The sequence below is a fragment of the Streptomyces sp. NPDC060209 genome (assembly GCF_042728155.1).
In the GTDB taxonomy this organism is placed as follows: domain Bacteria; phylum Actinomycetota; class Actinomycetes; order Streptomycetales; family Streptomycetaceae; genus Streptomyces.
In genome coordinates this window covers 1-24,368 of the sequence record NZ_JBHWZS010000114.1, presented here as the reverse complement: position 1 = coordinate 24,368, position 24,368 = coordinate 1, and the positions used below count along the sequence as shown (strand labels likewise).

At 71.7% G+C, this 24,368-nt stretch carries 23 protein-coding genes; 13 read left to right on the top strand and 10 right to left on the bottom strand.

The genetic code is table 11. The features are described 5' to 3' along the window. A partial coding sequence (locus tag ACFWFI_RS22035) for an ABC transporter permease (RefSeq protein ID WP_387392839.1) occupies positions 1-1,716 on the bottom strand: 1,716 nt, incomplete at its 3' end. Beyond that, positions 1,710-2,450 carry an ABC transporter ATP-binding protein gene (locus tag ACFWFI_RS22030; RefSeq protein WP_387392836.1) on the bottom strand — a complete coding sequence of 247 codons (741 nt, stop codon included), beginning with the start codon at positions 2,448-2,450 and terminating at the stop codon, positions 1,710-1,712. The genes ACFWFI_RS22035 and ACFWFI_RS22030, both read right to left, overlap by 7 nt. 134 nt (positions 2,451-2,584) lie before the next feature. Between ACFWFI_RS22030 and ACFWFI_RS22025 the strand changes: the two genes are divergently transcribed. Further along, positions 2,585-3,874: a sensor histidine kinase gene (locus ACFWFI_RS22025; RefSeq protein WP_387392833.1), complete on the top strand. Its 1,290-nt coding sequence runs from the start codon at positions 2,585-2,587 to the stop codon at positions 3,872-3,874. 7 nt (positions 3,875-3,881) lie between these two features. Continuing rightward, positions 3,882-4,526, top strand: coding sequence for a response regulator transcription factor (locus tag ACFWFI_RS22020; protein WP_387392830.1), 645 nt, complete (start codon positions 3,882-3,884; stop codon positions 4,524-4,526). On the opposite strand, the gene ACFWFI_RS22015 is transcribed toward ACFWFI_RS22020, so the two are convergent. From ACFWFI_RS22015 to ACFWFI_RS22005, 3 genes are all read right to left on the bottom strand, one after another. After that, positions 4,511-5,215 (bottom strand): phosphotransferase, encoded by a 705-nt coding sequence (locus tag ACFWFI_RS22015; RefSeq protein WP_387392827.1) that lies wholly within the window; start codon positions 5,213-5,215, stop codon positions 4,511-4,513. The genes ACFWFI_RS22020 and ACFWFI_RS22015 overlap by 16 nt on opposite strands. A 37-nt stretch (positions 5,216-5,252) precedes the next feature. Next, positions 5,253-6,308 carry a DUF2804 domain-containing protein gene (locus ACFWFI_RS22010; protein ID WP_387392824.1) on the bottom strand — a complete coding sequence of 352 codons (1,056 nt, stop codon included), beginning with the start codon at positions 6,306-6,308 and terminating at the stop codon, positions 5,253-5,255. Between the two features lie 198 nt (positions 6,309-6,506). After that, a complete protein-coding gene (locus ACFWFI_RS22005; protein WP_387392822.1) occupies positions 6,507-8,213 on the bottom strand; it encodes a bifunctional 3'-5' exonuclease/DNA polymerase in 1,707 nt (568 codons plus the stop codon). 132 nt (positions 8,214-8,345) lie between these two features. Between ACFWFI_RS22005 and ACFWFI_RS22000 the strand changes: the two genes are divergently transcribed. From ACFWFI_RS22000 to ACFWFI_RS21990, 3 genes are read left to right on the top strand one after another with little or no spacing between them, the layout of a single operon-like run. Continuing rightward, complete coding sequence (locus ACFWFI_RS22000) at positions 8,346-9,275, top strand: NADP-dependent oxidoreductase (RefSeq protein ID WP_387392819.1); 930 nt, start codon at positions 8,346-8,348, stop codon at positions 9,273-9,275. A gap of 28 nt (positions 9,276-9,303) precedes the next feature. Continuing rightward, a complete protein-coding gene (locus ACFWFI_RS21995; RefSeq protein WP_387392816.1) occupies positions 9,304-10,479 on the top strand; it encodes a DUF2786 domain-containing protein in 1,176 nt (391 codons plus the stop codon). Positions 10,480-10,533: 54 nt separating this feature from the next. Next, positions 10,534-12,615: an FUSC family protein gene (locus ACFWFI_RS21990; RefSeq protein ID WP_387392814.1), complete on the top strand. Its 2,082-nt coding sequence runs from the start codon at positions 10,534-10,536 to the stop codon at positions 12,613-12,615. 11 nt (positions 12,616-12,626) lie between these two features. On the opposite strand, the gene ACFWFI_RS21985 is transcribed toward ACFWFI_RS21990, so the two are convergent. After that, on the bottom strand, positions 12,627-13,112 hold the full coding sequence (locus tag ACFWFI_RS21985) for a hypothetical protein (protein WP_387392811.1): 486 nt from the start codon (positions 13,110-13,112) through the stop codon (positions 12,627-12,629). Between the two features lie 276 nt (positions 13,113-13,388). On the opposite strand from ACFWFI_RS21985, the gene ACFWFI_RS21980 reads away from it, so the two are divergent. After that, on the top strand, positions 13,389-13,631 hold the full coding sequence (locus ACFWFI_RS21980) for a DUF397 domain-containing protein (protein WP_033296523.1): 243 nt from the start codon (positions 13,389-13,391) through the stop codon (positions 13,629-13,631). A gap of 108 nt (positions 13,632-13,739) precedes the next feature. Here the strand turns inward: ACFWFI_RS21980 and ACFWFI_RS21975 are convergent, their stop codons facing one another. After that, complete coding sequence (locus ACFWFI_RS21975; RefSeq protein WP_387392808.1) at positions 13,740-14,300, bottom strand: ATP-binding protein; 561 nt, start codon at positions 14,298-14,300, stop codon at positions 13,740-13,742. Between the two features lie 318 nt (positions 14,301-14,618). On the opposite strand from ACFWFI_RS21975, the gene ACFWFI_RS21970 reads away from it, so the two are divergent. The 6 genes from ACFWFI_RS21970 to ACFWFI_RS21945 all read left to right on the top strand — a co-directional run bounded on the left by ACFWFI_RS21970 (position 14,619) and on the right by ACFWFI_RS21945 (position 20,215). Continuing rightward, the gene (locus ACFWFI_RS21970) at positions 14,619-15,503 is read left to right on the top strand and encodes a helix-turn-helix domain-containing protein (RefSeq protein ID WP_387392805.1); all 885 of its coding nucleotides are present in this window, start codon (positions 14,619-14,621) and stop codon (positions 15,501-15,503) included. Positions 15,504-15,557: 54 nt separating this feature from the next. Further along, complete coding sequence (locus ACFWFI_RS21965) at positions 15,558-17,015, top strand: aldehyde dehydrogenase family protein (protein WP_387392802.1); 1,458 nt, start codon at positions 15,558-15,560, stop codon at positions 17,013-17,015. Positions 17,016-17,111: 96 nt separating this feature from the next. Beyond that, on the top strand, positions 17,112-17,666 hold the full coding sequence (locus ACFWFI_RS21960) for a DinB family protein (RefSeq protein WP_387392800.1): 555 nt from the start codon (positions 17,112-17,114) through the stop codon (positions 17,664-17,666). Between the two features lie 17 nt (positions 17,667-17,683). Further along, positions 17,684-18,325 carry a PadR family transcriptional regulator gene (locus ACFWFI_RS21955; protein ID WP_387392797.1) on the top strand — a complete coding sequence of 214 codons (642 nt, stop codon included), beginning with the start codon at positions 17,684-17,686 and terminating at the stop codon, positions 18,323-18,325. Positions 18,326-18,410: 85 nt separating this feature from the next. After that, on the top strand, positions 18,411-19,412 hold the full coding sequence (locus tag ACFWFI_RS21950; protein ID WP_387392795.1) for an ATP-binding cassette domain-containing protein: 1,002 nt from the start codon (positions 18,411-18,413) through the stop codon (positions 19,410-19,412). Further along, a complete protein-coding gene (locus tag ACFWFI_RS21945; protein WP_387392793.1) occupies positions 19,409-20,215 on the top strand; it encodes an ABC transporter permease in 807 nt (268 codons plus the stop codon). The genes ACFWFI_RS21950 and ACFWFI_RS21945 overlap by 4 nt, the downstream gene beginning before the upstream one ends. A gap of 15 nt (positions 20,216-20,230) precedes the next feature. Here ACFWFI_RS21945 and ACFWFI_RS21940 read toward each other — a convergent pair whose 3' ends face one another. From ACFWFI_RS21940 to ACFWFI_RS21930, 3 genes are read right to left on the bottom strand one after another with little or no spacing between them, the layout of a single operon-like run. Next, the gene (locus tag ACFWFI_RS21940) at positions 20,231-21,655 is read right to left on the bottom strand and encodes a glutamate decarboxylase (RefSeq protein WP_387392790.1); all 1,425 of its coding nucleotides are present in this window, start codon (positions 21,653-21,655) and stop codon (positions 20,231-20,233) included. Between the two features lie 9 nt (positions 21,656-21,664). Then, on the bottom strand, positions 21,665-22,288 hold the full coding sequence (gene wrbA / locus ACFWFI_RS21935; RefSeq protein WP_387392788.1) for an NAD(P)H:quinone oxidoreductase: 624 nt from the start codon (positions 22,286-22,288) through the stop codon (positions 21,665-21,667). A gap of 57 nt (positions 22,289-22,345) precedes the next feature. Next, positions 22,346-22,711, bottom strand: a complete 366-nt coding sequence (locus ACFWFI_RS21930) for a YbjQ family protein (protein WP_387392786.1) — start codon at positions 22,709-22,711, stop codon at positions 22,346-22,348. Between the two features lie 149 nt (positions 22,712-22,860). On the opposite strand from ACFWFI_RS21930, the gene ACFWFI_RS21925 reads away from it, so the two are divergent. After that, on the top strand, positions 22,861-24,321 hold the full coding sequence (locus tag ACFWFI_RS21925; protein WP_387392784.1) for a DedA family protein: 1,461 nt from the start codon (positions 22,861-22,863) through the stop codon (positions 24,319-24,321). The last annotated feature ends 47 nt before the right edge of the window (positions 24,322-24,368 follow it).

The following is a 24,368-nucleotide window of genomic DNA, read 5'->3' as shown; positions in this document are numbered from 1 at the left end:
GTGGGGCAGACGGGCGGTCGCGGCCTGGCCGGCCGGATCGGCCGCTCGTGCCTCCGAAGTGATGAGCGCGGTGCCCTCTTCGAGGACGGTGACCCCGGTGGAGCGGGAGGCACTGGTCACGGCTCCGGGAACACCCCGCACGCGCTGTACGAAGCGCGGGTCGAGCGGGCCGTCCCCGCCCGCCACGTAGTCGGCGCCGGAGACCGTCGTCGCCTCGGTGGCTTTGGCTTCGTTGATCGTGGCCACGGTGCCCAGCAGCGAGCCCGTCAGGGCGACGGTGATCAGGACGGGCGCGGCGACCGCGGCGGTACGACGGATGCCGGTGGACGCGTTCTGCCGGGCCAGCAGGCCGGTGGCGCCCGGGAGCCGGGCGGGCAGCCAGGTGAGCACGCGCGTGAGTGGGCGCACCGTCAGCGGCGCGAGCAGCGCGCAGCCGACGATGATCCACATGGGCTGCAGGATGTACGTCTTCCGCTTGAGCACGTCCCCGGGGTCGGTGACCAGGGACCAGCCCAGCAGTCCGAGACCGGTCAGCAGGACTGCCGCGCCCGTCAGCAGGCGGCTCAGCGGTATCGCTCCGGCGTCCACGGCCGCATCGCGAAGCGCCTCCACAGGGCGGATCCGGCCCGCGCGGTGTGAGGACACGGTGACCCCGGCGAGCGCCACGCCCAGGCCGGCCCAGAAGGCGGTGTGCAGCGGCCAGGTCGCGTCGCCGATGGTGAACCAGGCCGGAGCGAGACCCTCGTGGACCAGCCGGCCGGCCAGCAGGGGCGCGGCGGCCTCGCCCAGCAGACAGCCCGCGGCCGAGGCCAGGACACCGATCACGAGCGCTTCCACGACGACCGTGCGCCGCACCTGGCCCGGCGTGGCACCCGCGGTGCGGAGCAGCCCGAACTCCCTTCTGCGCTGGGCCACCGCGAAGGAGAACGTCGAGGCGACCACGAAGACCGAGACGAAACCGGTGATGCCGGCCGCCGTGCCGAGGAGCGCGTTCACAGCGGTCAGGGCCTCGCTGTCCCGGTCGGGATCGGGGTCGGCCCGGCGCCGGTCGTCACCGGTGAGAACGCTCATGCCGGGGAACGCCCCGGTCAGCCGCCGTACCGCGTCGGCGTCGGCGTGCACGGCCACCGCGTCGACGGCCGGGTGGATTCGGGCGGCCTCGGCGTCGCCGAAGAACACCGCGGTCTCGAAGCCCGCGTCCGCGACCGTGCCGACGACCGTCCGCGCCCCGGCGGCCGTCCCGGGGGTGGTGATCCTGACCCGGTCGCCCGTTCGCAGACCCGCGCCCGCCGTCACGACGACCTCGCCGGCCTTCGCCGGAGGGCGGCCGGAGGTGACGCGGTACGGGGTGGCGGCGGCGACGGACCACGGATGTCCCACGGCCCCCTCGCCGGCCAGGCGGACGGGGAACGTGCGGTCCTCGGCCGTACGCCCCAGTGCGGAGAGCCCGGTGGCCAGGCGCCGCGGCACGGGGCGGGGGTCGGTGAGCCGGGCCGTCCGCTCCCCGACGGGTGTCGCGACCCGGAGGGTGTCCGACGGCGCCACCACGACAGGGGCCCCGGCGAAGCGTTCCGGGCCGCGCTCCGGTGTGTCGAAGGTGGCCGCCAGTGCAAGGCCCGTCATGGCGATCAGCCCAACGCCCAGGGCGAGAGCGACGAAGGAGCCGACGAAGGTGACCCAGCGGGTCAGCATCGAACGCAGGGCGGAGGTCAGCACGGGACCACCGCCAGGGCGGTCATGCGCGCGGCGATCTGTTCGGCGGCCGGGTCGCACAGCTCGTCCCGTATCGATCCGTCGGCCAGGAACACCACACGGTCCGCGTAGGAGGCGGCCACCGGATCGTGCGTCACCATGATCACCGTCTGGCCGGCGTCGGCCATCGACCGCAGCAGCTCAAGGACCTCACGGCCCGTACGCGAATCGAGTGCCCCGGTCGGTTCGTCGCCGAACAGCACCTCGGGCCGTGCGACCAACGCCCGTGCCAGCGCGACGCGTTGCTGCTGCCCGCCGGAGAGCTCGGTGGGCCGGTGCCTGGCCCGGGAGCCGAGGCCGACCCGCTCCAGCACCTCGCGTACCTCCGCGCGCCGGGGCCTGCGGCCGGCGAGCCGGAGCGGGAGCGCCACATTCTGCTCGGCGGTGAGGGACGGCAGCAGGTTGAAGGCCTGGAAGACGAAGCCGATCCGCTCACGGCGCAGCAGGGTGAGCCTCCGCTCGCTGAGCCCGGTCATCTCCGTCTCCCCGAGGAACACCCGGCCGGACGTGGGCCGGTCGAGACCGGCCGTGCACTGGAGGAGTGTCGACTTCCCCGAACCGGACGGTCCCATGATCGCGGTGAAGGAGCCCCGGGGGATGGTGAGGCTGACTCCGTCCAGCGCGGTGACCGCGTCGGCGGCCTTTCCGAAGGACCGGGTGACGGTGTCGAGCCGGACGGCTGCGGGTTGCTGATTCATGGGTTCCACTCAACCGGCGGCGTCCGGCGACCACATCGCAGCGAGGAGGAGTCCTGGGGGGGGAGCCAGCTCCACCCCCGGCCCCCCGCCCGCAGGGTGGTGGTGACCGGGCCGCGCTGTCTAGCGTGCGGGCCATGAGCTCACTCACCCTCCGGCAGGCCCTCGTGCGACGCCGCTATCTCCTCGGCGGCTGGCCGTGGCGCGCGGCCCTGTATCTGCTGAGCAGTGTTCCGGCCGGCCTGGTCCTCCTGGTGTCCCTCCTGCTGCTGGCCGTGGTGGGCGGCGCCCTGGCCCTCGTGCTCATCGGCCTGCCGCTTCTGCTGATGCTCGCCCTCATCGGCATCCCGGTGGCCGCCGTCGAGCGGCGCAGGCTGCGGCTGATCGACCCCGTTCCCCTCGGCGATCCGCACCGGGCCCCGGCGCGCGCCGGCCTGCCGGCATGGCTGCGTACCCGGCTCCGGGAGCAGGCCACCTGGCGGGAGTTCGGGTACGCGCTGTTGTTCGCGGGCGTGCTCTGGCCGCTGGAGGGCCTGGTCGTCGGGGGAGCAGTGGCCGTCTGCGGCGCGCTGTTGGCGACGCCTGTCGTCATGGCCGCCGTCACCGGCGGCGAGGAGGTGAGGGTGCTGAAGCTCTACCTGGCCGACTCGTATCCCCAGGCCTTCGCCCTGGCCCTTCTCGGGCTGGTGCTGTTGCCGCTTCTCTCCTATCCGCTCGGGTGGGCGGCGGTGGCGCGCGCGGCCCTGACCCGGGCGTTGCTGTCCCCGGGGCCCGATGGACTCGACGCCCTTATCGAGGAGTTGGGCCGCTCCCGGATGCGGCTGGTGGACGCCTTCGAGGCGGAGCGCCGCCGGATCGAGCGCGATCTGCACGACGGGGCGCAGCAGCGGCTCGTCGCCCTCTCGATGACGCTGGGGCTGGCCAGGCTGGAGAGTCCGGCGGAGCCGCTGGGCGGACTGCTGGCCAAGGCGCACGAGGAGGCGGGGGAGGCCCTGGTGGAGATCAGGGAGCTCATCCGGGGCATCCATCCGCAGGTTCTCACCGACCGCGGTCTGGCCGCGGCGGTCGAGGACATCGCCGACCGCTCGGCCGTACCCGTCGATGTGGACCTCGACATATCGGAGCGACTGCCTGGGCCGGTGGAGACCGCCATGTATTTCGCTCTCTGCGAGGCGCTGGCCAATGTGGCGAAGCACAGCGGGGCGGGACGGGCGTGGGTGACGGGCCGGGACGACGGGGAGCGGCTCACCGTCGAGGTACGGGACGACGGGACGGGCGGAGCGGCGACCGCGGGGGGCACCGGGCTCCAGGGGGTCGCCGACCGGCTCTCCGTGCTGGACGGACGGCTGCTACTGTCCAGCCCGGCCGGGGGGCCGACCGTGCTCCGGCTGGAAGTCCCCCGAGCCCCCGCTCACCTGGTCGAATGAGGGTTGGATGCTGCGCATCGTGCTGGCCGAGGACAGTGTGCTCCTGAGGGAGGGCCTGGTCGGCCTGCTGGAGAGGTTCGGCCATCAGGTGGTGGCCGGCGTCGGCACCGCCGGTGAACTCACCGCCGCAGTCGCCGAACACGCCCCGGACATCGTGGTGACGGATGTGCGGATGCCGCCCGGCTTCTCCGACGAAGGGCTCCGGGCAGCCGTGGCGCTGCGGGAGACCCGGCCCCGACTGCCCGTGCTGGTCCTCAGCCAGTACGTCCAGCGCGCCTACGCCGAGGAGTTGCTCGACTCCTGCGACGGTACGGGCGTGGGCTACCTCCTCAAGGAACGCGTAGGGAAGGTCGAGGAGTTCGTCGACGCGCTCCAGCGGGTCGCCGACGGCGGCACCGTCGTCGATCCGGAAGTGGTGCGTCAGCTGCTGCGGCACCGCCGCGACCCGTTGTCACGGCTGACCGCGCGGGAGCGGGAGGTGCTGGCCCTGATGGCGGAGGGCCGGTCGAACGCCTCGGTCGCCGAGGCACTGACGGTCAGCGAGGGAACGGTCAGCAAGCACTTCGGCTCGATCCTCACCAAGCTGGACCTCTCCCTGACCGACGCGACCAACCGCCGCGTCCTCGCTGTGCTGGCCTACCTGCGGAAGTGAGCGGAGCGACGGCCCGTCAGCGACGCGACCAGCTCGGCGGCCTCGTCCAGCACCGCCGTCTCGTGGGCGGTGAGCTGCGGGTCCTGCGCGCGCAGGGCGGTGGCGCGGGCGAGTGCGTCGGCGGGCACACCGCCGTCGGCCGCGAACCGGGAGAGAAGTGCCGCCAGCAGGTCCTGGAGCTGCGGGCCGGCGGGGAACGAAGGGTCGAGGGCCACCTGGGCCAGAATCAGTGAGGTCATGGCCCGGTCCAGCGCCGGCGGCCCCTCGCGGGTGGTCAGCCAGTCGATCACCATGGCGCCCTCGGGGGCCAGGATCACGTTCTCCGGGTGCAGGTCCAGGTGCAGGATCCGGTCGTCGGGGTCCTGGGAGAGCCGTGGGGGTATCGCGTGGAGCTCCCGCAGGAGCCGCGCCAGCAGGTCCGCGCCCTCGCCCTCGGTGACCGTGCCCGCCAGCAGCGCCTCCGCCAGCGTCGGGCCGGTCAGCCGTTGCACCACCAGGTCCGTGGGAAGTGACTCCGCGGCCGGCGGGCCGATTCTCGGCACCGGGAAGCCCGAGGCAGAGAGGTACGACATCACGGCCAGCTCACCGGTGGTGTCGATGTCGTGGCGGTAGCGGCGCAGGACCCAGGAGCCGTCGAGTGCGTACACGTCGGCGGTGCGTCCCGAGCCCAGGAGTGGGCCTATATGCATGGGTGGAAACCTACCCGTGCCGTCCCGCGCGGGGGAGTCACCAGCGCATATGAACATCCTCGGCCCATCCCAGCAGTTGCTCCACGGCGATCTCGTCGCCGTCGTCGGTACGGATCCGGCCGTTGTAGTGCCCGAAACACTGGTCGGTGCGGTTGGCGATCAGGCCGACGTCCGTGTGCACGGCCCGGTTGTGGAACGGCGTGAACGTCAGGTCCACCTGGCCGGACGCGGGTGTGCGGAGGGACCAGGGGGCCAGGGGGTCGGTGACGGACCACTGCCAGTCCAGCTCCTCGCCGATCTTGGTGAGACGGCCGTCCACGCAGAGGCCGTTCTCGGTGGAGCCGGTGCCCTCCGTCCAGCGCCCGCCGAACTGGAGGCCGACCGTGTGCCCGCCCGTACGGCCGGACGCGGCGCCCCAGTTCCAGTCGACCGTGCGCGGCCACCGCCCGCGGCCGTGGTCCAGGACGGCCCAGGTCTCGTTGCCCTCGCCGCCGAACTTCACGATCTCGCTGCCGATGCGCACCCGGCCGGAGGCGGGGAGCGCGGTGTGCTTGGAGGTGTACTGGAAGCGCTGCTCGCTCCACGGCACGACCACGGAGAGCGATTCGTGTCCTTCCGGCCGCGACACCAGGAGGCCGACCTCCAGCGGCAGCCGCTCCGGGGTGAGGCAGCGGGCCCGAAGCCGCGTTCCGGCGTTCTCGTCACGGATCTCGATGCGCACCTTGCCGCCGGTCGGCCGGGCGGGGCCGACGACCACGTCCTCGGAGCCCGGCGCCCCGGCGACGGTGTCCGGGAGACGGACGCCCCGCCCCGCGGGGACGATCGAGGAACACTCGAACTCGCGCCCACCAGGACCGAATTCCAGCACGTAGACCGTGTTCAGCGCCAGGAAGTCGAGGTCGCTCACCGTCAGGGCCACCAGATGGGTGGGCGTGGTCACGCACCAGTACTCCCACCGCTTCGTACGGCCCCAGCCCCGCAGGTTGGCCCGGTGCAGCGGCTTCCTGGACCAGCCGACCGCCGCCGGATTCAGGCTGCCGTCGGGCAGGCAGAGGTCGACGGGCTCGGTGATCTCGTGCTCGTGCGTCGCCATGGCCCGGAGCCTATAGCGGCGCGGTGCCCCACCCGGGTACGGCTCCGGGCGCGCCGGGGCGGTCTCCCCGGCCCCGGCGGGAGCGGCCCGGATCCGGCTTCCCGGCCTTCGCGAAGGCGCGCCGGGCCCGCCTCCTGGCCTGGCGGACATGCGGCAACGTCCCCCTCCGGATATTCGGCCGTTGCCCTCCCGGGCGCGCTACTTGGCGTCCGAATACCGCTCGACGACCGCCGTGCTGAACGGGAACCGCACCGGCGTCTCCCCGAACGCGACCCGGCCCGCCAGCTCCCCGGCCTCGCGGATCGCCTCCACGACCGCGGGCGCCTCCCCGGCCGGGCAGTGCACGATCACCTCGTCGTGCTGGAAGAAGACCAGCTCCGCCCGCATCCCCCCGGCGGCGAGTGTCTGCCGCAGTGCCGCCAGGAGCAGCAGAGCCCAGTCCGCGGCGCTGCCCTGGACCACGAAGTTGCGGGTGAAGCGGCCCCGCGCCCGGGCGTTCGACGAGGCGTAGCCGGGTGTGAATCCGTAGCCGCCGGTGCTTTCCCCGGCCGGCGGCTCCTCGCTCTCCTGCGGGATGCCGGCCTCCTCGTCCTCGCCCGCCCCGGCGGCGGGCGGGCTCGTGCGGCCCAGCCAGGTGCGGACCAGGCGGCCCTCCTCGCCGGCCTTCGCCGCGTCGTCGACGTAGGCGACGGCATGCGGGAAACGCCGCCGCAGCGCCGCCAGATTCTTCAGGCCGTCGCCCGAGGTCTGTCCGTAGATCGCACCCAGCAGGGCCAGCTTGGCGTGGTCGCGGTCACCGTGGAACGCCCGGTCGGACAGCGCCTTGTAGAGGTCGCCCTCGTGTCCGGCCACCTCCATCAGCCCCCGGTCGCGGGAGATCGCGGCCAGTACGCGGGGTTCCATCTGGTCCGCGTCCGCCACGACCAGCCGCCAGCCCTCGTTGGCGACGACCGCCTGGCGTATCACCTTGGGGATCTGCAGCGCCCCGCCGCCGTTGGTCGTCCAGCGGCCGCTGACCGTGCCTCCCGGCTGGTACTCAGGGCGGAAGCGGCCCTCACGCACCCAGTCCTGGAGCCAGCTCCAGCCGTGTGCCGTCCAGACGCGGTAGAGCTTCTTGTAGCGGATCAGCGGCTCCACCGCCGGGTGGTCGAGCTCCTCCAGCTCCCACCGCCGGGTCGACTTCACCTTGATCCCGGCCTGCGCGAACGCCTTCACGACATCGGCCGGCAGGTCGGGGCGCACCCGTCTCCCGAACGCCGCCGACACCTCGTCCGCGGCCTCGGCCAGTCTGCGGGGCTCGCCGCCGCCCGCGTAGCGCTCGCCGAGCAGTTCGTTCAGCACCTCGCGGTGCACGTCGGCCCGCCAGGGGAGCCCGGATCTGTTCATCTCGGCGGCGACCAGCATGCCCGCGGACTCGGCGGCCGTGAGCAGTGTCATCCGGCCGGGGTGTTCCGCAGCCTCGTGGCGGCGCAGTTGCTCGGCGTAGACCTGGAGCAGTGCCTCGAGGGGCAGGTCGGTGCCGGAGCGCGGTTCGAAGAGTGAGGACTGGGAGCCCGGCTCGGCGGAGCGGGGCGGCGGATCGGGCGGTACCGGGGCGTGACGCAGCCGGGCCCAGGCCGCCGCGGCCGAGCGGGGTTCCCCGAGCCGTCCCTCGTGGCCGAGCAGCAGCAGCTCGGCGCACTCGATGTCGTAGCACCGCTCGACGCGCACGCCCGCGGCGAGCAGCCGGGGGTAGATCCCGGCGGTCGAACGCCAGACCCAGCGGGCCACCTCGGGGCGGGAGCGGACGGACTCGACGAGGTCCGGCTCGGTCAGGACGGGACCGGCGGGCAGGCCGTCGCGCGTCAGCGGCACGAGGAGCGCGCCGCCCCCTTCCGCGGTGGCCAGAGCCCAACGTTCGGTCATGGGCCGAGTCTTGCACCCGGCACTGACAGCGGACCCGCGCTCACCGGGCGGGCGCGCCCGTCTGCCGCGAGGATCGGAGTGCGGTGCGCGCGGTGCGCGCCGGGAACACGGCAGGCGGCGGAGGAGACGGTGATGGAAGCGATCGTGTACGAGGAGTTCGGCGGCCCCGAGGTCCTGCGCCGGACGCAGGTCGAGGACGTCCACGCCGGCCCCGGGCAGATCCGGGTGGCGGTCAGGGCGGCCGGGGTCAACCCGGTCGACTACAAGATCCGCAACGGCTGGATGGAGGCGGCGTTCCCCACCCCGCTGCCCGCCACACCCGGCAGCGAGTTCGCCGGGGTCGTCGACGAGACCGGCGAGGGAGTCACGGAGTTCGCGGCCGGCGACGAGGTCCTCGGCCGGAGCGCGACCGGCGCGTACGCGGCGTACGTCGTGGCCGACGTGGGAGCCGTCGCACGAAAGCCGGAGGGACTGGGCTGGGCGGAGGCCGCCGCGCTGCCTGTCGCGACCGCGACCGCTGCCCGGGTGCTCGACGAGCTGGCGGTGTCCGCGGGGGAGACCCTGCTGGTGCACGGGGCGTCCGGCGCGGTCGGTTCCGCCGCGGTCCAGCTGGCCGCGGCCCGGGGCGCCACCGTCGTCGGGACCGCCTCACCGGCCAACCACGACTATCTGCGGGTGCTCGGCGCGGTCCCCGTGGCGTACGGGGAAGGGCTGGTGGACCGGGTGCGGGAGGCCGCACCGCAGGGAGTGGACGCGGTGTTCGACGTGGCGGGCAAGGGCGCGCTGGCGGACTCGGTGGAGCTGCGCGGGGGTACGGCCGACCGGATCTCCACCATCGCCGACCCGGACGCGGCCCACCACGGGGTGGCCTTCTCCGCAGGCGGCGGGAGCTCTCCTGACGAGGGCAGGCGGCTGGCGGAGTACGCGGAGACGGCGGCGGTCGGCGGCCTGCGCATCCCTGTCGAACGGACGTTCGCGCTCGGTGAGGCGGCGCGGGCCCAGGAGCTCAGCGAGGGCGGACACGTGCGCGGCAAGCTGGTGCTGCTCCCCGGGGAGCACTGAGCCCCCGGCCGCCGCCTACCCTGGCCCGATGGAATCGGTGATCGACCGGGCGTGTGCCGCGGCCCTGTACTCGGAGGACGACGCGGGCCTGGACACCGGTGCCTCCCTCCTCGCCGCGGACCCGTCCGCCGACGAGGAGCTGCACCGGCGGGGCGAGGAGTTCGTCCGGCGGGCCTGGGCCCGCGGCTGGCAGCCCGCAGATGTCGTACGGACGGTCCGGCGCGAGCTGGACGAGGCCGGGGCCGCGCTGGTCTCGGCCCTGATCACTGCGGAGACGGCGGAGTACGGGCAGCTGCCCCCACGCTGGGCGGACCAGCTCGCCGCGATGCCCGCCCCGGCGCCGCGCAACCGTCCCGACCGCTTCACGTACGCCTCCGCGCTCCTGGAGCTGTACCGGCTGGTGCTGCGGCTCCCGGTCATCGAGCCGGCCGGACCACCGCCCGGCACGGCCGCCGACGCTCCGCACCGGCCGCCGGCCCACGGCGAGCCCCGCATGCTCACCAGGATCAGGGCGCTGCTCGCCAAGGCGGAGGCGACCGGCTTCCCGGAGGAGGCCGAGGCGCTCACCACCAAGGCGCAGGAGCTGATGGCCAGGCACAGCATCGACGAGGCGCTCCTCGCCGCCCGTACGCACAGCGCCGATACGCCGGGGGCCGTCCGGATCGGTGTCGACGCCCCGTACGAGAGCGCGAAGGCCGTCCTGCTCGACTCCGTCGCCTCGGCGAACCGCTGCCGCGCCGTGTGGAACAGCGACCTCGGCTTCACCACGGTCGTGGGCTTCGAGCCGGACCTTGAGGCCGTGGAACTGCTCTTCACCTCTCTCCTCGTGCAGGGCACCGCCGCGATGACGAAGGCGGAGGCCGGGCAGCGGGCCGGCGGGCGCAAGCGGACCAAGACCTTCCGGCAGTCCTTCCTGATGGCATACGCCCAGCGCCTGGGCGGCCGTCTCGCGGCGGACACCGCGCGGGTCACCGCCGCGGCCGGCTCGGAAGCCGGCGCGGGCGGACGCGCCGAGGGCGCCGGGGAGCTGCTGCCGGTCCTGGCGGCCCGGGACGTAGCCGTCACCGACACGGCGGAGCGGATGTTCCCGAGGACCACCACGACCCGGCTGCGCGGGGCGACGGACGCCGAGGGCTGGACGCACGGCACGGCCGCGGCCGACCGGGCCAGGATGGGTGGAGAAGGGCCGGAAATCAGCCGTTAGATCAGCGGGGCGGCATAAGTCGGGGTTGTCGGGGAATCCGGCTAGGCTCTGCCCATGAGCTGGCTCCGGGCGCTGAAAGAGACGGCCCGCTCGGGGCTGGAGATCGAGCGGCGGAGTCTCGAACCGCTCATCGCGGTGCGCGGCGCCGCGGGCCTCGCGCTCGTCGTCGGGGTGAGTCTGGCGCTCTTCGGGCCGGTGATCGCCGCCGGCTCTGCGTTCGGCGCGTTCCAGGCCGCCATCGCCACCTTCCAGCGCAGCTGGCGCCCCCGGCCCGTTCTCGCCCTGGTCTCCGGAGCCAGTCTGGCCGTGTCGACGTTCGTCGGCTACGTCACGGTGTCCCACACCCTGCTCTTCCTGGCCCTGCTGATCCTCTGGACGTTCGCCGCCGGGATGACCTGGGCGGCGGGCCCGACGGGCGGCATCATCGCGGGCTCCAACGTCTCGATCATGCTGGTCACGATCACCCTGCCGACCTCCGTCGCCGACGCCGCCGCCCATGCCGCGATGATGGCCTTCGGCGGGCTCGTCCAGGCGGCGCTGATCGTGCTGTTCCCGGTCCGCAGATGGGGCGCCCAGCGCGACGCGCTCGCCGACGCCCTGGCAGGCGAGGCGGACTACGCCCGAAGACTGCGGCACGACCCGGTCGCGCCCTTCGACCCCGTACCGCTGATGACCGCGCGCAACGCCGCCGCCGTCACCCCACGCCAGGCCCGGCGCCGCCCCGCCGACCTGCACGGCGCCCGCGGGGTCGCCGAACGGCTGCGGCCGGTCCTCGCCTCGCTGGCGGATCCCGCCCTGGGGGTCCCGGCCGAGGGCCCCGAGCGCTACTGGGCGCGGGAGATCCTCGGCGCCGCCGGGTCCCTGCTCGACTCCGCCGCCAGGGCGGTACGCCACGGGGACCCGGTGCGGCTGGACGAGACGGCGCTGTCGGTGCTGAAGTCCCCCGACACCGAGGTCATCCTCACCGGCCCGCCCCGCCGGGCCGCCGACCGGCTCACCTCACTGCTCGCCGATGTCATCGAGATCGCCGAGGGGACCGGCACGGACGACCGGACTCCCGGCGAACCGCTCGTCCCGCACCGCAGGCGGCCCACCCTGCTGCGGCTGGTCCCCGTCGTCTACCGCTCCATGCGCCGCGAGATGCGCCGGGGGTCGACGATCCTGCGGCACGCGATCCGGGTGTCGGCGGTGGCCGCATCGGGCTATCTCCTGGGGGCGGTGCTCCCGTTCGGCCACGGATACTGGGCGCCGATGACCGCCGTGATGGTGATGCGCCCGGAGTTCACCCAGACGTACTCGCGATCCGTCGCCCGTTTCATGGGCACCGTGGTCGGTGTCGCCGTCGCCACCGGCATCGTGCAGGCCGCACACCCGAACGCGGAGCTCTCCGCCCTGCTCGCCGTCGTCAGCGCCGGGCTGATGTACCTGCTGATGCGCACCGGATACGCGGTCAGCCAGGTCTGTGTCTCCGCCTACGTCGTCTTCCTGCTCGGCATGGCGGGCGACGACTGGTCCCAGACCGTGCCCGAGCGGGTCGTGCTGACCCTCATCGGCGGTCTCCTCGCGATGGTGGCGTACGCCCTCTACCCGGCCTGGGAGACCCCGCGGCTGCGCGACCGGCTCGCCAACTGGGTGGTCACGGACGGGCGCTACGCGGCCACGGTCCTCGACCGGTACGCCGATCCCGCCTCCAGGAGCCTGGAGGACGTGCGCACCGCCCTCCTCACCACCCGGGAGGCCCGCATCGCCTGGCAGGAGGCGCTGGAGACGGCCCGGCACGAGCCCGTACGCCACCGGGGCATCTCCCGGACCTCCGCAGCGGACGCCCAGGACGCGCTCGCCCAGTTCGGCAGGGTCGCGATGCTCATGGAGGCGCATCTGCCCGCCGCGTCCGCCACCCCCGTCCCCGAGGCCGCCGGGCTGGCCGACGTGGTGCGCCGGGCCACCGAGGAGGGCGCGAAGGCGGTGCGGGAGCGCCGCGTCCCGGACTGGGACCCGGTCAGAGAGGTGCTGGAGCGCCGTGACGCCGCCCCCGGGCCACCGCCCGACTCCTTCGTGCGCAACGGGGCCACGCTGCTGCTCCGCGCCCTGGAGGACTTCTCACGGGCGTTGGAGATCAGTAGCGGGAGGGCGTAGGAACGGCCGAGTCAGGGGGCGGGGACCTCGGGCAGGCCCGTCGGCAGCTCGGCGGCGTCGGTCCTGGTCAGGGTGTCCTCGGCCCCGGCGTTCCAGGAGACGACGAGCTTCTTGCCGTCGTTGGACTCGATGGACCCCATGGTGCGGTCGGTGTTCCCGTCGAGGCACTTCAGCGCGAGCATCACCGAGCCCATGTCCTTCACCTCGCCCTGGCAGATGTGCTGTCCGGCGGAGAGCGCCACCTTGCCCGAGGTGACCGACAGGGCGACGGGCAGGCCGTCTGACGTGCCGGTCCAGGTGCCCGCGAGCGCCGCGGCGTCCGCACCGCCGGTTCCGCCGTCCTCGCCGCCGGCCGAGGGGGGAGTGGCCGGCCCGGAGGTCGATCCGGTGTCCGGGGCCTGGTCCGCGGCGGGGTCGTCACTGCCGCAGGCGGTCAGTGAGAGCGCGGCGGCGAGACCGGCGGCGGCGAGAGCGCCGGAGCGCCGGAGCCTGTCCATTGGAGTTCCCCCTTGTGGATTCACGGCCGAAAGACCGCGCCAAGCTACCAGGCGTCAACAGAACAACTCGGGGAAGTGGGAGCCAAATTGGCGTGCTGTTCGTCTGTTCCTCATAGAGGTGGGGGAACAGTGAACTGACGGGTGAGCGGATCAGCGGAAAAACTGTAATCACGTGCGCACCCCGCGTGCACGTGCATCTGCTCATGCATTGGCATATGAACACAGCTATGATCCGAGCTAGTTGACACTTGCACCTTGCAACTCGGGGAGCGTCCTGTGCACCACGTGTACAACGGCATGGCGGCCACAGAGCTTCGCGGGGTCGTCTGGCAGAAGAGCAGACACAGCAACTCCCAGGGATCATGCGTGGAGTTCGCGAAACTTCCCGGAGGGAATGTGGCGATGCGGAACTCGCGCCACCCCGACGGGCCCGCGCTGGTCTATACACCGGCTGAGATCGAGGCGCTGCTGCTGGGCGTCAAGGACGGGGAGTTCGACCACCTGGCCGCCGGGGGCTGACCTCACGGCCGGACGGCGGCCGGGGCATGCGGGACCTCACCCGCCCTGGGGCCGGGGCGCACGGCGGACCCGGTCGCGCGTCGTGGCGCGCCCGGGTGTGTGCCGTGGCTACAGGCCGTCAGGGAGCGCGTCCACCGGGACGGGACGCTCCGGCGCCGTGTGGTCCGTCAGCCGGAACAGGGCCCAGACCACCTTGCCGAGACCGCCGTCGGGCGGCGTGTCCCCGGCGGGTACGGGGGAGGGGTGCCAGCCCCAGCAGTCGCTGAACGACTCGACGAGGAACAGGCCCCGGCCGGACTCCGCCGAATCGGGCGCCTCGCCCGTGACCGGCCCCTTCTCGCTGGGATCGCGCACCGCGCACACCAGGCGCGAGGTCCAGCGCATCAGATGCAGCCGCACCGAGGTGTCCTGGCGCTCCCGTGCGGCATCGACCGGAAGGGCGTGCCGCAGCGCGTTGGTGACCAGCTCGGACACGACCAGGGCCACGTCGTCGAAGTGGTCGCCCAGGTCCCATGAGGTCAGTGTCGTACGAGTGAACCTCCGGGCCCCGCCCACCGCTTCGTACCGGGCCGGCAGCGTGCAGGAGGCCGAGCCCGCGACCGCCGAGGGGTCGATGGGGGGAAGCCCCTGCCGTAACGGCTCGAGCATCGTCGATCCATTCGTCCCCATGCGAGGCACTCCCGGGATTCGCGGCTGTAGCGGCACTGCTTCTAGCGGGCACTGCGGGTACAGCGGCACAACACGAACGAGCACGCAGGTGCGCGAGGCCCATGGTTCCCAATGCGCAGAGCAGATGCAAGGGCAGATGCACGTGCACGCGCGGGTTCTGCCCGATACCGTGCCGGTTCGGACTCATTTCTTCCGCTTCACAGTTTTGAAGCTTTCGGAAAGTCTTGCCGTCTCTGTAATCGAATGAGTACGGGCTGAAGCGTTTTGGTGGCAGAATCCGCCTCCGGGGTTCGGGGGAACCCCGGAGCAAGGGAAGCGATGGGGAGGGTTGGGAAGCCGGTGTCGGCAGGCGAGTCGAGTGGTTCTGTGGTGCGGCGCATCCTGCTGGGCTCACAGCTCAGGCGCCTGCGCGAGTCGCGCGGCATCACCCGTGAGGCGGCCGGCTACTCCATCCGTGCCTCCGAATCGAAGATCAGCCGCATGGAGTTGGGACGGGTGAGCTTCAAGGCCAGGGACGTCGAGGACCTGCTCACGCTGTACGGAGTCACGGACGAGGCGGAGCGGGATTCGCTCCTGGGCCTGGCCCGTGAGGCCAATGTGGCGGGCTGGTGGCACAGCTACGGCGATGTGCTGCCCGGCTGGTTCCAGACGTATATCGGTCTGGAGGGAGCGGCCTCGCTCATCCGGATCTACGAAGTCCAGTTCGTGCACGGTCTGTTGCAGACCGAGGCGTACGCCCATGCCGTCGTCGCCCGTGGCATGCCCGGTGCGCCGGCCGCCGAGATCGACCGCAGGGTCGCGTTGCGGCTGGCGCGGCAGAAGGCGCTCGTCTCCGAGCGTGCCCCCCGCTTCCACGCCGTGCTCGACGAGGCGGCACTGCGTCGTCCGTACGGCGGGCGCGAAGTGATGCGTGCGCAATTGCGGCATCTGATCGATATGTCGGAGCAGCCGAATATCACCCTCCAGGTGATGCCCTTCAGCTTCGGCGGTCATGCCGGCGAGAGCGGAGCATTCACGATGCTGCGTTTCCCGGAATCCGATCTGTCGGACATCGTCTATTTGGAGCAGCTGACAAGTGCGCTCTATCTGGACAAGGCCGAAGAAGTCGCCCAGTACGAAAAGGCCATGGTGCGGCTCCACGAGGACAGTCCGGGGCCCGAGGAGAGCCGGGATCTTCTCCGAGGACTCCTTCAACTCACTTGATTCGCCAGTACGATGACTCACTGACAGGAGTCTGCGCCTGCAGTAAGGGATTGCATGTCCTTCCCCAGTGAACTGGCCCGCCAGTACATCGACGGCGAGTGGCTGACCGGCAACGGTGCGTGGGACATCATTGATATCAATCCCTACAACGGCGAAAAACTCTGCTCCGTCACCGTGGCCACCTCGGCGGAAGTCGACCTGGCCTACCGGGCTGCCGAACGCGCGCAGCGAAAATGGGCAGCGGTCAGTCCTTATGAGCGGCGCGCCGTTCTGGAGAAGGCCGTGCGGCTCGTCGGGGAACGCAGCGGCAAAATCACCGAGCTGATCATCGATGAGCTCGGCGGTACCCGGCCGAGGGCCGAATACGAGGTGCGTGCCGCGCAGGAGTTCCTGCGTGAGGCAGCCGGGCAGGCGATCCGCCCCGCGGCGCGGCTGATGCCCTCGGTCACCGACGGCAAGGAGAACCGGGTCTACCGGCTGCCCGTCGGGGTCATCGGCGTGATCAGCGCCTTCAACTTCCCTTTCCTGGTGTCGATGAAGACCGTCGCGCCCGCGCTGGCACTCGGCAACGCGGTCGTGGTGAAGCCCCATCAGAACGCCCCGGTCGCCGGCGGAGGGCTGGTGGCCCGGATCTTCGAGGACGCGGGGCTGCCCGCCGGACTCCTCAACGTCGTCGTCACCGACAGCGCCGAGATCGGCGACTCCTTCATCGAGCACCCGGTGCCCAAGGTGATCTCGTTCACCGGTTCTGACCGGGTCGGCCGTCATGTCGCGGCCGTCGCCGCCGGGCTGTTCAAGAGGACCATCCTCGAACTGAGCGGCAACAGCGCCCTGGTCGTGCTGGAGGACGCCGACCTCGACCACGCGGTCCGGGCGGCCGTCTACAGCCGCTTCCTGTTCCAGGGGCAGGTCAGCATGGCTGCCAACCGCATCCTGGTGGACCGTTCCGTGGAGAAGGAGTTCACCGAGCGGTTCACCGCCGCGGTGTCCGCCCTTCCTTCGGGGGATCCGCGTGACCCGGACACCCGTATCGGGCCGGTCATCAGCGCGTTCCAGGCGGAAGCGCTCACCGCGCTGGTCGACGGGGCGATCGAAGCCGGTGCCACCGCGCTCGTGCGGGGCCGCACGCGCGGCAATCTCGTCGAGCCGACCGTGCTGACCGGGATCCCGGAGGGGTCACCGCTCCTGGAGCAGGAGATCTTCGGCCCCGTGGCCCTGCTGGTGCCGTTCGACGGTGAGGCCGACGCCGTACGCATCGTCAACGACAGCCCCTACGGGCTGAGCGGCGCCGTCCACACGGCGGACGCAGAGCGAGGCGTGCGGTTCGCGCGGCGTATCACCGGCGGAATGTTCCATGTGAACGGCGCGACCGTGCAAGACGATCCGGCGGTGGCCTTCGGGGGCGAGAAGAGGTCCGGCATGGGACGGCTGAACGGCGAGGCCGCCGTGGAGGCGTTCACCACCCGGAAGTGGATCTCGGTGCAGCACGGGCGAACGGTGTTCCCCTTCTGACGCGGGCGGATAAAGGACAGGATCCGGCCTGATGGGTCCGTACGTTGACGGTGCCAGCACGCGAGCAGCCGTCACGTCCGACCGAAGGAAGACATCATGGTCACGCACGTTCCCGCAGAGGCTCCCGGCGACGAGCGCACCGCGCTCCTCGCCTTCGTCGAGGCACAGCGCGGCGCGATCCGGCGCTCCGTCCTCGGCCTCACCGAGGAACAGGCCGCGAGCCGTCCCGGTGTCAGCGCGCTCTCGCTCTCCGGACTGCTCAAGCACGTCGCCGAGGGCGAGCTGAACTGGCTGCGGATGGCCCAGCAGCGTCCGAACGACAAGGAACGGAACGAGGAGACCTGGTCCGACGGCTTCCGGCTCGTGGGCGACGAGACGATCCCGCGGATGCTCGAGTTCTGGGCGAAGGTCGCCTCGGAGACGGAGGCATTCATCCGTCATGACGTCGACAGCATGGACGACACCTTCCCGCTGCCCCCGGCGCCCTGGTTTCCCGAGAACGGACGCTGCTCCATGCGCTGGCTGCTGATACATCTCGTCGAGGAGACCGGCCGCCACGCGGGGCATGCGGACATCCTCCGCGAGACGCTGGACGGCAGGACGGCCCTCGAGCTGGTGGCCGAAGAGGCGGGCTACCCTAGTCAAAGTTGAGTACAAAGGTGGGTGGTATGTCGGCGATCCGTCTCCTGGTCCTGGGTGCCGTGCGTCAGCACGGCCGGGCGCACGGCTATCAGGTGCGCAACGACCTGGAGTACTGGGGCGCCCACGAGTGGTCGAACGCCAAGCCCGGATCGATCTACCACGCACTCAAACAGATGGCGAAGCAGGGGCTGCTCCTCGCCCATGAGGTCGCACCGTCCACGGCCGGCGGGCCGCCCCGCACCGAGTACGAGATCACGGACCTCGGTACCCAGGAGTTCTTCACCCTGCTGCGGGCCTCGCTGACCTCGTACGACCAGAGCGTGGACGTGCTCTCGGCCGGCATCGGTTTCATCGTCGACCTGGGGCGGGACGAGGCGGTGGCACTCCTGCGCGAGCGCGTCGCCGCCATCGAGGGCTGGCGGGCCTCGGTCACGGAGCACTACACGCCCTCGGAGGGCCCGGAGTCCCTCGGGCACATCGGCGAGATCATGAACATGTGGGTGCACTCCGCGGACGCGGGCGCCGAGTGGACGCGTGGCCTGATCTCCCGCGTCGAGGCTGGGGCGTACACCTTCGCAGGTGAGGGCGAACCCTTCGTGGGGGTGCTCGCCGAAGGGCAGGAGAACCCCTACGCCACCGGAGCCCCCGATCCCGGGGATTCCAACTAATCAAGTTTGACGAATGGTCTCGGCGGGCATATCTTCGGCGTGCTAGTCAAGTTTGACTACATGAGGGGAAGGGCTGGTGGACACCGTGAGCGACGCAATCGTCGTCGAAGGAGTGCACAAGCGGTACGGAGAGAAGCGAGCCCTGGACGGTCTCGACCTCGCCGTCCGCAGCGGGACGGTCCACGGGGTGCTCGGTCCCAACGGGGCCGGCAAGACGACCGCTGTCCGCGTGCTGACGACCCTGTTGCGGCATGACGGGGGCCGGGCGGAGGTGGCGGGATTCGACGTGCGGTCCGAGGCTGCCGAGGTCAGGCAGCGGATCGGGCTGCTCGGCCAGCACGCGGCGGTGGACGAGGAGCTCGGCGGCCGCCAGAACCTGGAGATGTTCGGCCGGCTCTACCACCTGGGCGCACGCCGGGCGGGCCTGCGGGCCGACGAACTGCTGGAGCGGTTCGGGCTCGCGGACACCGGGCGCAAGGCGGTCAAGCAGTACAGCGGGGGCATGCGGCGCCGCCTGGACCTGGCGGCGTCCCTGATCACCGACCCGGAGGTGCTCTTCCTGGACGAGCCCACGACAGGACTCGACCCGCGGGGACGGACCGAGGTGTGGAACGCCGTGCGTTCCCTGGCCGTCGGCGGAACCACCGTCCTGCTGACCACGCAGTATCTGGAGGAGGCGGACCAACTGGCCGACCGGATCTCGGTGATCGACGACGGCCGGGTCATCGCGGAGGGTACGTCCGACCGGCTCAAGGCGATGGTCGGCGGCGACCGCATCGACGTGGTCGTCCGCGACGCGGACCGGCTCGGCAAGGCGGCCCGGCTGCTCGGTGAGGGGGTGACCGTGGACGTGGACCGGCGGCTGCTCGGCGCACCCGCTCCGGACCGTATGCGGGCCCTGGCCCGGACCGTACGGGCGCTGGAGGAGGCGGGCATCGAGGCGGAGGACATCGCCGTGCGCCGCCCCACGCTGGACGAGGTGTTCCTGTCGCTCACCGGAGCCGGAGCCGGAGCCGGAGGAGCAGCAGCCGGTGCCGGAGCCGGCGGCGGGACCCACGCACCCATGGACGCGGAGGTGGTGGCATGAGTACGGCCGCAGCGGGACCCGGACGCGTCGGCTGGGCGCTGACCGACTCCTGGACGATGACCCGGCGTGAACTGGCGCACTGGGCACGGCAGCCGGTCCAGGTGGTCGTCGGCCTGGTCTTCCCGGTGATGCTGCTCCTGATGTTCAACTACCTGGTCGGCGGCGGCCAGGGGGTCGACGGGGACAACACCGAGTTCCTGGTGCCCGGCATGCTCGCACTCACCATGGCCTTCGGCCTGGAGGGCACGATGCTGGCCGTCACCCAGGACCTGAACAAGGGTGTCGTCGACCGGTTCCGTTCCATGCCGATGGTCTCGGGCGCCGTCCTGGTCGGCCGGAGCGTCGCCGACATGCTCCAGTCGGTGGCGGCGCTCGCCGTGATGACCGGGGTCGGATACGCCCTCGGCTGGCGCTGGCACAACGGCGTGGCCGCCGCGCTGGCCGCGCTGGGACTGCTCCTGCTGCTGCGGTTCGCGATGCTGTGGATCGGCATCCAGCTCGGGATGGTGGCGGGCAGGCCGGAGATGGTGCAGGCCGTGCAGATCCTGGTCTGGCCTGTGGGCTTCCTCTCCAACGTCTTCGCCTCGCCGGAGTCGATGCCGGGCTGGCTGGGCGCGGCCGTCGAGTGGAACCCGATGTCGGCCACTGCGACGGCAGTACGCGGCCTGTTCGGCAACCCGGGCGGGGCCTCCGGCTCCTGGGCCGCCGAACACGCCGAACTGCTCGCCGTTCTCTGGCCGGTGGCGCTGATCGCGGTGTTCTTCCCCCTGGCGGTCCGGAGGTTCGCACGGCTCAGCCGCTGACTCCGCCCCCGGGGCTCAGTGGTGGAACGCCGTCTGGACCCCGGGGTCCCGGTGCAACGGATGTGCCTGAGCGCGTAGTTCGGGCAGCAGGCTGCGCAGATCGTCCAGCAGCAGCTCCGCGAGATCCGAGGAGAAGCCGTTGCGGCAGACGACCCGCAGCGCGGAGAGGTCCTGGCGGTTGGCGGGGAAGGTGTACGCGGGCACCAGCCAGCCGCGCTCCCGCAACCGCCTCGACACGTCGAAGACGTCGTACGCCCGCACCTCGGGTTTCGTCGTCAGCGCGAACACCGGAAGCTCGTCGCCCCGGGTCAGGAGCCTGAAGTCGTCCAGGGCCTCGAATTCCACGGCGAGGCGGCGGGCGATGTCCCGGGACGCCTGTTGAACGGCCCGGTAGCCTTCCCGGCCCAGCCGCAGGAACGTGTAGTACTGCGCCACCACCTGCGCGCCGGGCCGGGAGAAGTTCAACGCGAAGGTCGGCATGTCGCCGCCCAGGTAGTTCACCCGGAAGACCAGCTCCTCCGGGAGCTCGGCCGGTGAACGCCACAGCGCCCAGCCCACCCCCGGGTAGACCAGGCCGTACTTGTGCCCGGAGGTGTTGATCGAGGACACCCGGGGCAGCCGGAAGTCCCAGACCAGGTCCTCGTCGAGGAACGGGGCGATCATCGCCCCGGACGCGCCGTCCACATGGACCGGGATGTCGAGCCCCGTGCGCTCCTGGAGGTCGTCCAGCGCCGCGCAGAGATCGGAGATCGGCTCGTAGGAGCCGTCGAAGGTGGAGCCGAGGATCCCGACCACGCCGATGGTGTTCTCGTCGCACAGCTCGGCGGCCGCCTGCGGGTCCAGGTGGAAACGCTCGCCCTCCATCGGGACCTGACGGGGCTCGACCTCCCAGAACGTGCAGAACTTCTCCCAGCAGACCTGCACGTTGACGCCCATCACCAGATTGGGCCGCGCCGTCGCCGGATAGCGGTCGGTGTTCCTGGCCGACCAGCGCCGTTTGAGCGCCATCCCCGCCAGCATGCACGCCTCGCTGGAGCCCGTGGTCGAGCAGCCCACGGTGGAGGCCGGGTCGGGGGCGTTCCAGAGATCGGCGAGCATCGCAACACAGCGCCGCTCCAGCTCGGCGGTGCGCGGGTACTCGTCCTTGTCGATCATGTTCTTGTCCCGGCACTCGCCCATCAGCACACCGGCCTGGGGCTCCATCCAGGTGGTGACGAAGGTCGCGAGATTGAGCCGGGAGTTCCCGTCGAGCATCAGCTCGTCGTGGACGAGCCGGTAGGCGGTCGACGGCGGCAGCGGGCCGTCCGGGAGCTGGTGCGTCGGTGGTGCCGCGACCATCTCCGCGGTCGGGTCGGCCTCCCCGAAGAACGGATTGAGTGCGAGTCTTCGGTGTTCCTCGGACGGTGTGGCCTTGCCGTGCCGTCCCTGGTGGAGTGCCATGCCGTCCCCTCAGTTCTCTGCCGCGAGTCCGGCCTTGATGGCCCGGGTGAACTTCACGACGCGTTCGGTCTGGACCCGTGCGGCGGTCAGGGTCTGCTCGGCGACCGGGATGTCGCCCTGCCCCGAGACGTGGGAGGTGCCGTAGGGGTTGCCGTCGACGAACTTCGAGGGGTCCGTGTAGCCGGGAGGGACCAGGATGCCGCCGAAGTGGTGGATCGTGTTGTACAGCGCCAGCAGGGTGGACTCCTGGCCGCCGTGGGTGGTACTGCTGGCGGTGAAGCCGCTGTAGACCTTGTCGGCGAGCTGACCCGCCTGCCAGAGGCCTCCCAGGGTGTCGAGGAACTGCTTGAGCTGGGCGGTGACGTTGCCGTACCGGGTGGGAGTACCGAAGATCACCGCGTCCGCCCAGATCATGTCGTCCGGTGAGACCTCGGCGATGTCGGCGGTCGCCCTCGCGTGCTCGGCCCACGCGGGATTGGAGTCGATGGCCGCCTGCGGGGCGAGCTCGGCGGTCTTGCGCAGCCGTACCTGCGCGCCGGCGTTCTCGGCGTCCTTCGCGATGGCCTTGGCGATCGTGGAGACGGTGCCGGTGGAGGAGTAGTAGATGACGGCGACATTGACGGACGTGGGCATGCGGGGACCTCCGGGACGTGGACGCGGACGGGCCGCGGGGGAGAGGGGACGTGCGGATCAGGACTTGCTGATCACGGCCGCAGTTCCGTAGGCGCAGACCTCGGTGCCCACGTCCGCCGCCTCGCTCACGTCGAACCGCATCATCAGCACCGCGTTCGCGCCGCGCGCCGTGGCCTGGTCGACGAGCCGCTCCATCGCCTGGTTGCGGGTCTCGACCAGCGTCTTCGTCAGCCCCTTGAGCTCGCCGCCGATCATCGACTTCAGACCGGCGCCGATCTGGCTGCCGAGGTGACGGGAGCGGACAGTGAGTCCGAACACCTCACCGATGACCTCGGTCACCTGATAGCCGGGTACGTCGTTCGTGGTGACGACCAGGACGTCAGCCCGGGGCGTCTGGCCGCCGCCGTAGTCCTCAATGCCCATGATGTGGCACCTCCTGCGGAAAGCTTTGCCCCGGTTCGTGCCGTGCGCATCCTCGCTTACGCCAGTGGAACCCAGGGGTCCGCTGCCGCGTTGATAGCTTGGGGCGGCCACGCAGCCGCGCACACCGACCAACCCTGGAGCCCGGACCCTTGAATACGCTTGCGCTCGGCCCGAGCTGGCTGGACCCGGATTACCTGCTCAACACCTTCGGGCTGCCCGGCCTCCTGCTCATCGTGTTCGCCGAGTCCGGCCTGCTGATCGGCTTCTTCCTGCCCGGCGACTCCCTGCTGTTCACCACGGGCCTCCTGGTGACGACGGGCGACCTGAAGTACCCCCTGTGGCTGGTCTGCATCCTGGTCGCCCTGGCGGCGATCATCGGCGACCAGGTCGGCTATCTCTTCGGCCGCAAGGTGGGGCCGGCCCTCTTCAGGCGTCCGGACTCCCGTCTCTTCAAGCAGGAGAACGTCGAGAAGGCCCACGACTTCTTCGAGAAGTACGGCCCGAAGTCTCTGGTGCTGGCCCGCTTCGTCCCCATCGTCCGGACGTTCACGCCGATCATCGCCGGTGTGAGCCGGATGGACTACCGCGCGTTCATCACCTACAACGTCATCGGCGGCGTGCTCTGGGGCGTCGGGGTGACGCTGCTCGGCGCGGCCCTCGGCAAGATCGACTTCGTGCACGAGAACATCGAGATGATCCTCATCCTGATCGTGCTGATCTCCGTGGTGCCGATCCTGATCGAGTTCCTGAGGGCCCGCAGCAAGTCGAAGAAGGAAGGCGCCGCCCAGCAGGGGGACGACCACGGCTCCTCGGACGGCGGCCCCGCGGCGGGCCCCCATGGCGGAGCGGGGAACGACGACCAGGGCCCTGCCGCCCACCAGTACACGGGCGACCAGGCGGCCCCGTACGCCGGCGGTCGGTACGACAGCCCGTACGGCACCGGCCAGGCGGACCAGTACGGCACCGACCAGGGCGCGCAGTACGGCGGCGGCCAGTACGGCAACGGCCAGGCGGGCCCGTACGGCGGCCAGGGCGGCCAGGGCGGTCAGCAGGGCGGCGGTCAGTACGGCGGTCAGGGGGCCCAGTACGGCGGTGGTCAGGACACGCGGTACGGCGATCAGTACGGCGCCCACCAGGGAGGCGGCCAGTACGGCGCGGCGGACCAGGGCGTTCAGTACGGCGCCGGTCAGGGGCAGTACGGCACCGGTCAGGGCGCCCCGTACGGCGGCGGTCAGTACAACGGCGACCAGGGCGGCCAGTACGCCGGTGGCCAGTACGGCGCGGCGGACCAGGGTGGCCAGTACGGCGCGGCGGACCAGGGTGTTCAGTACGGCGCCGGTCAGGGCCAGTACGGCGCCGGTCAGGGCGCCCCGTACGGCGGCGGTCAGTACAACGGCGACCAGGGCGGTCAGTACAACGGCGACCAGGGCGGCCAGTACAGCGGCGGCCAGGCGGCCCCGTACAACGCCGGGCACGACGGCCGGTACGCCGGTGGCCGGCCCGGCCCGTACACCGACGGCGGCGGCCCCTACGGTGACCGGCCCGCGGCCGGCCCGGGTGACGGCCAGGAGGAGGACCCCGGTCAGTACGGGTGGCAGAACAGGCGCTGACCCGGGCGCGTACGCGTCGACGGCGCCCCGGTCCCCACGTGGGGACC

What these genes read in the sequence shown, in the direction of transcription:
- ACFWFI_RS21965 (WP_387392802.1), top strand. Translation starts at nt 15,558, where the DNA reads ATGTCCTTCCCCAGTGAACTGGCCCGCCAGTACATCGACGGCGAGTGG.
- ACFWFI_RS21970 (WP_387392805.1), top strand. Translation starts at nt 14,619, where the DNA reads ATGGGGAGGGTTGGGAAGCCGGTGTCGGCAGGCGAGTCGAGTGGTTCT.
- ACFWFI_RS21995 (WP_387392816.1), top strand. Translation starts at nt 9,304, where the DNA reads ATGGAATCGGTGATCGACCGGGCGTGTGCCGCGGCCCTGTACTCGGAG.
- ACFWFI_RS21990 (WP_387392814.1), top strand. Translation starts at nt 10,534, where the DNA reads ATGAGCTGGCTCCGGGCGCTGAAAGAGACGGCCCGCTCGGGGCTGGAG.
- ACFWFI_RS21985 (WP_387392811.1), bottom strand. Translation starts at nt 13,112, where the DNA reads ATGGACAGGCTCCGGCGCTCCGGCGCTCTCGCCGCCGCCGGTCTCGCC.
- wrbA (WP_387392788.1), bottom strand. Translation starts at nt 22,288, where the DNA reads ATGCCCACGTCCGTCAATGTCGCCGTCATCTACTACTCCTCCACCGGC.
- ACFWFI_RS21930 (WP_387392786.1), bottom strand. Translation starts at nt 22,711, where the DNA reads ATGGGCATTGAGGACTACGGCGGCGGCCAGACGCCCCGGGCTGACGTC.
- ACFWFI_RS22000 (WP_387392819.1), top strand. Translation starts at nt 8,346, where the DNA reads ATGGAAGCGATCGTGTACGAGGAGTTCGGCGGCCCCGAGGTCCTGCGC.
- ACFWFI_RS22020 (WP_387392830.1), top strand. Translation starts at nt 3,882, where the DNA reads ATGCTGCGCATCGTGCTGGCCGAGGACAGTGTGCTCCTGAGGGAGGGC.
- ACFWFI_RS21940 (WP_387392790.1), bottom strand. Translation starts at nt 21,655, where the DNA reads ATGGCACTCCACCAGGGACGGCACGGCAAGGCCACACCGTCCGAGGAA.
- ACFWFI_RS22015 (WP_387392827.1), bottom strand. Translation starts at nt 5,215, where the DNA reads ATGCATATAGGCCCACTCCTGGGCTCGGGACGCACCGCCGACGTGTAC.
- ACFWFI_RS21955 (WP_387392797.1), top strand. Translation starts at nt 17,684, where the DNA reads ATGTCGGCGATCCGTCTCCTGGTCCTGGGTGCCGTGCGTCAGCACGGC.
- ACFWFI_RS21945 (WP_387392793.1), top strand. Translation starts at nt 19,409, where the DNA reads ATGAGTACGGCCGCAGCGGGACCCGGACGCGTCGGCTGGGCGCTGACC.
- ACFWFI_RS22010 (WP_387392824.1), bottom strand. Translation starts at nt 6,308, where the DNA reads ATGGCGACGCACGAGCACGAGATCACCGAGCCCGTCGACCTCTGCCTG.
- ACFWFI_RS22025 (WP_387392833.1), top strand. Translation starts at nt 2,585, where the DNA reads ATGAGCTCACTCACCCTCCGGCAGGCCCTCGTGCGACGCCGCTATCTC.
- ACFWFI_RS22030 (WP_387392836.1), bottom strand. Translation starts at nt 2,450, where the DNA reads ATGAATCAGCAACCCGCAGCCGTCCGGCTCGACACCGTCACCCGGTCC.
- ACFWFI_RS21975 (WP_387392808.1), bottom strand. Translation starts at nt 14,300, where the DNA reads ATGGGGACGAATGGATCGACGATGCTCGAGCCGTTACGGCAGGGGCTT.
- ACFWFI_RS21960 (WP_387392800.1), top strand. Translation starts at nt 17,112, where the DNA reads ATGGTCACGCACGTTCCCGCAGAGGCTCCCGGCGACGAGCGCACCGCG.
- ACFWFI_RS22005 (WP_387392822.1), bottom strand. Translation starts at nt 8,213, where the DNA reads ATGACCGAACGTTGGGCTCTGGCCACCGCGGAAGGGGGCGGCGCGCTC.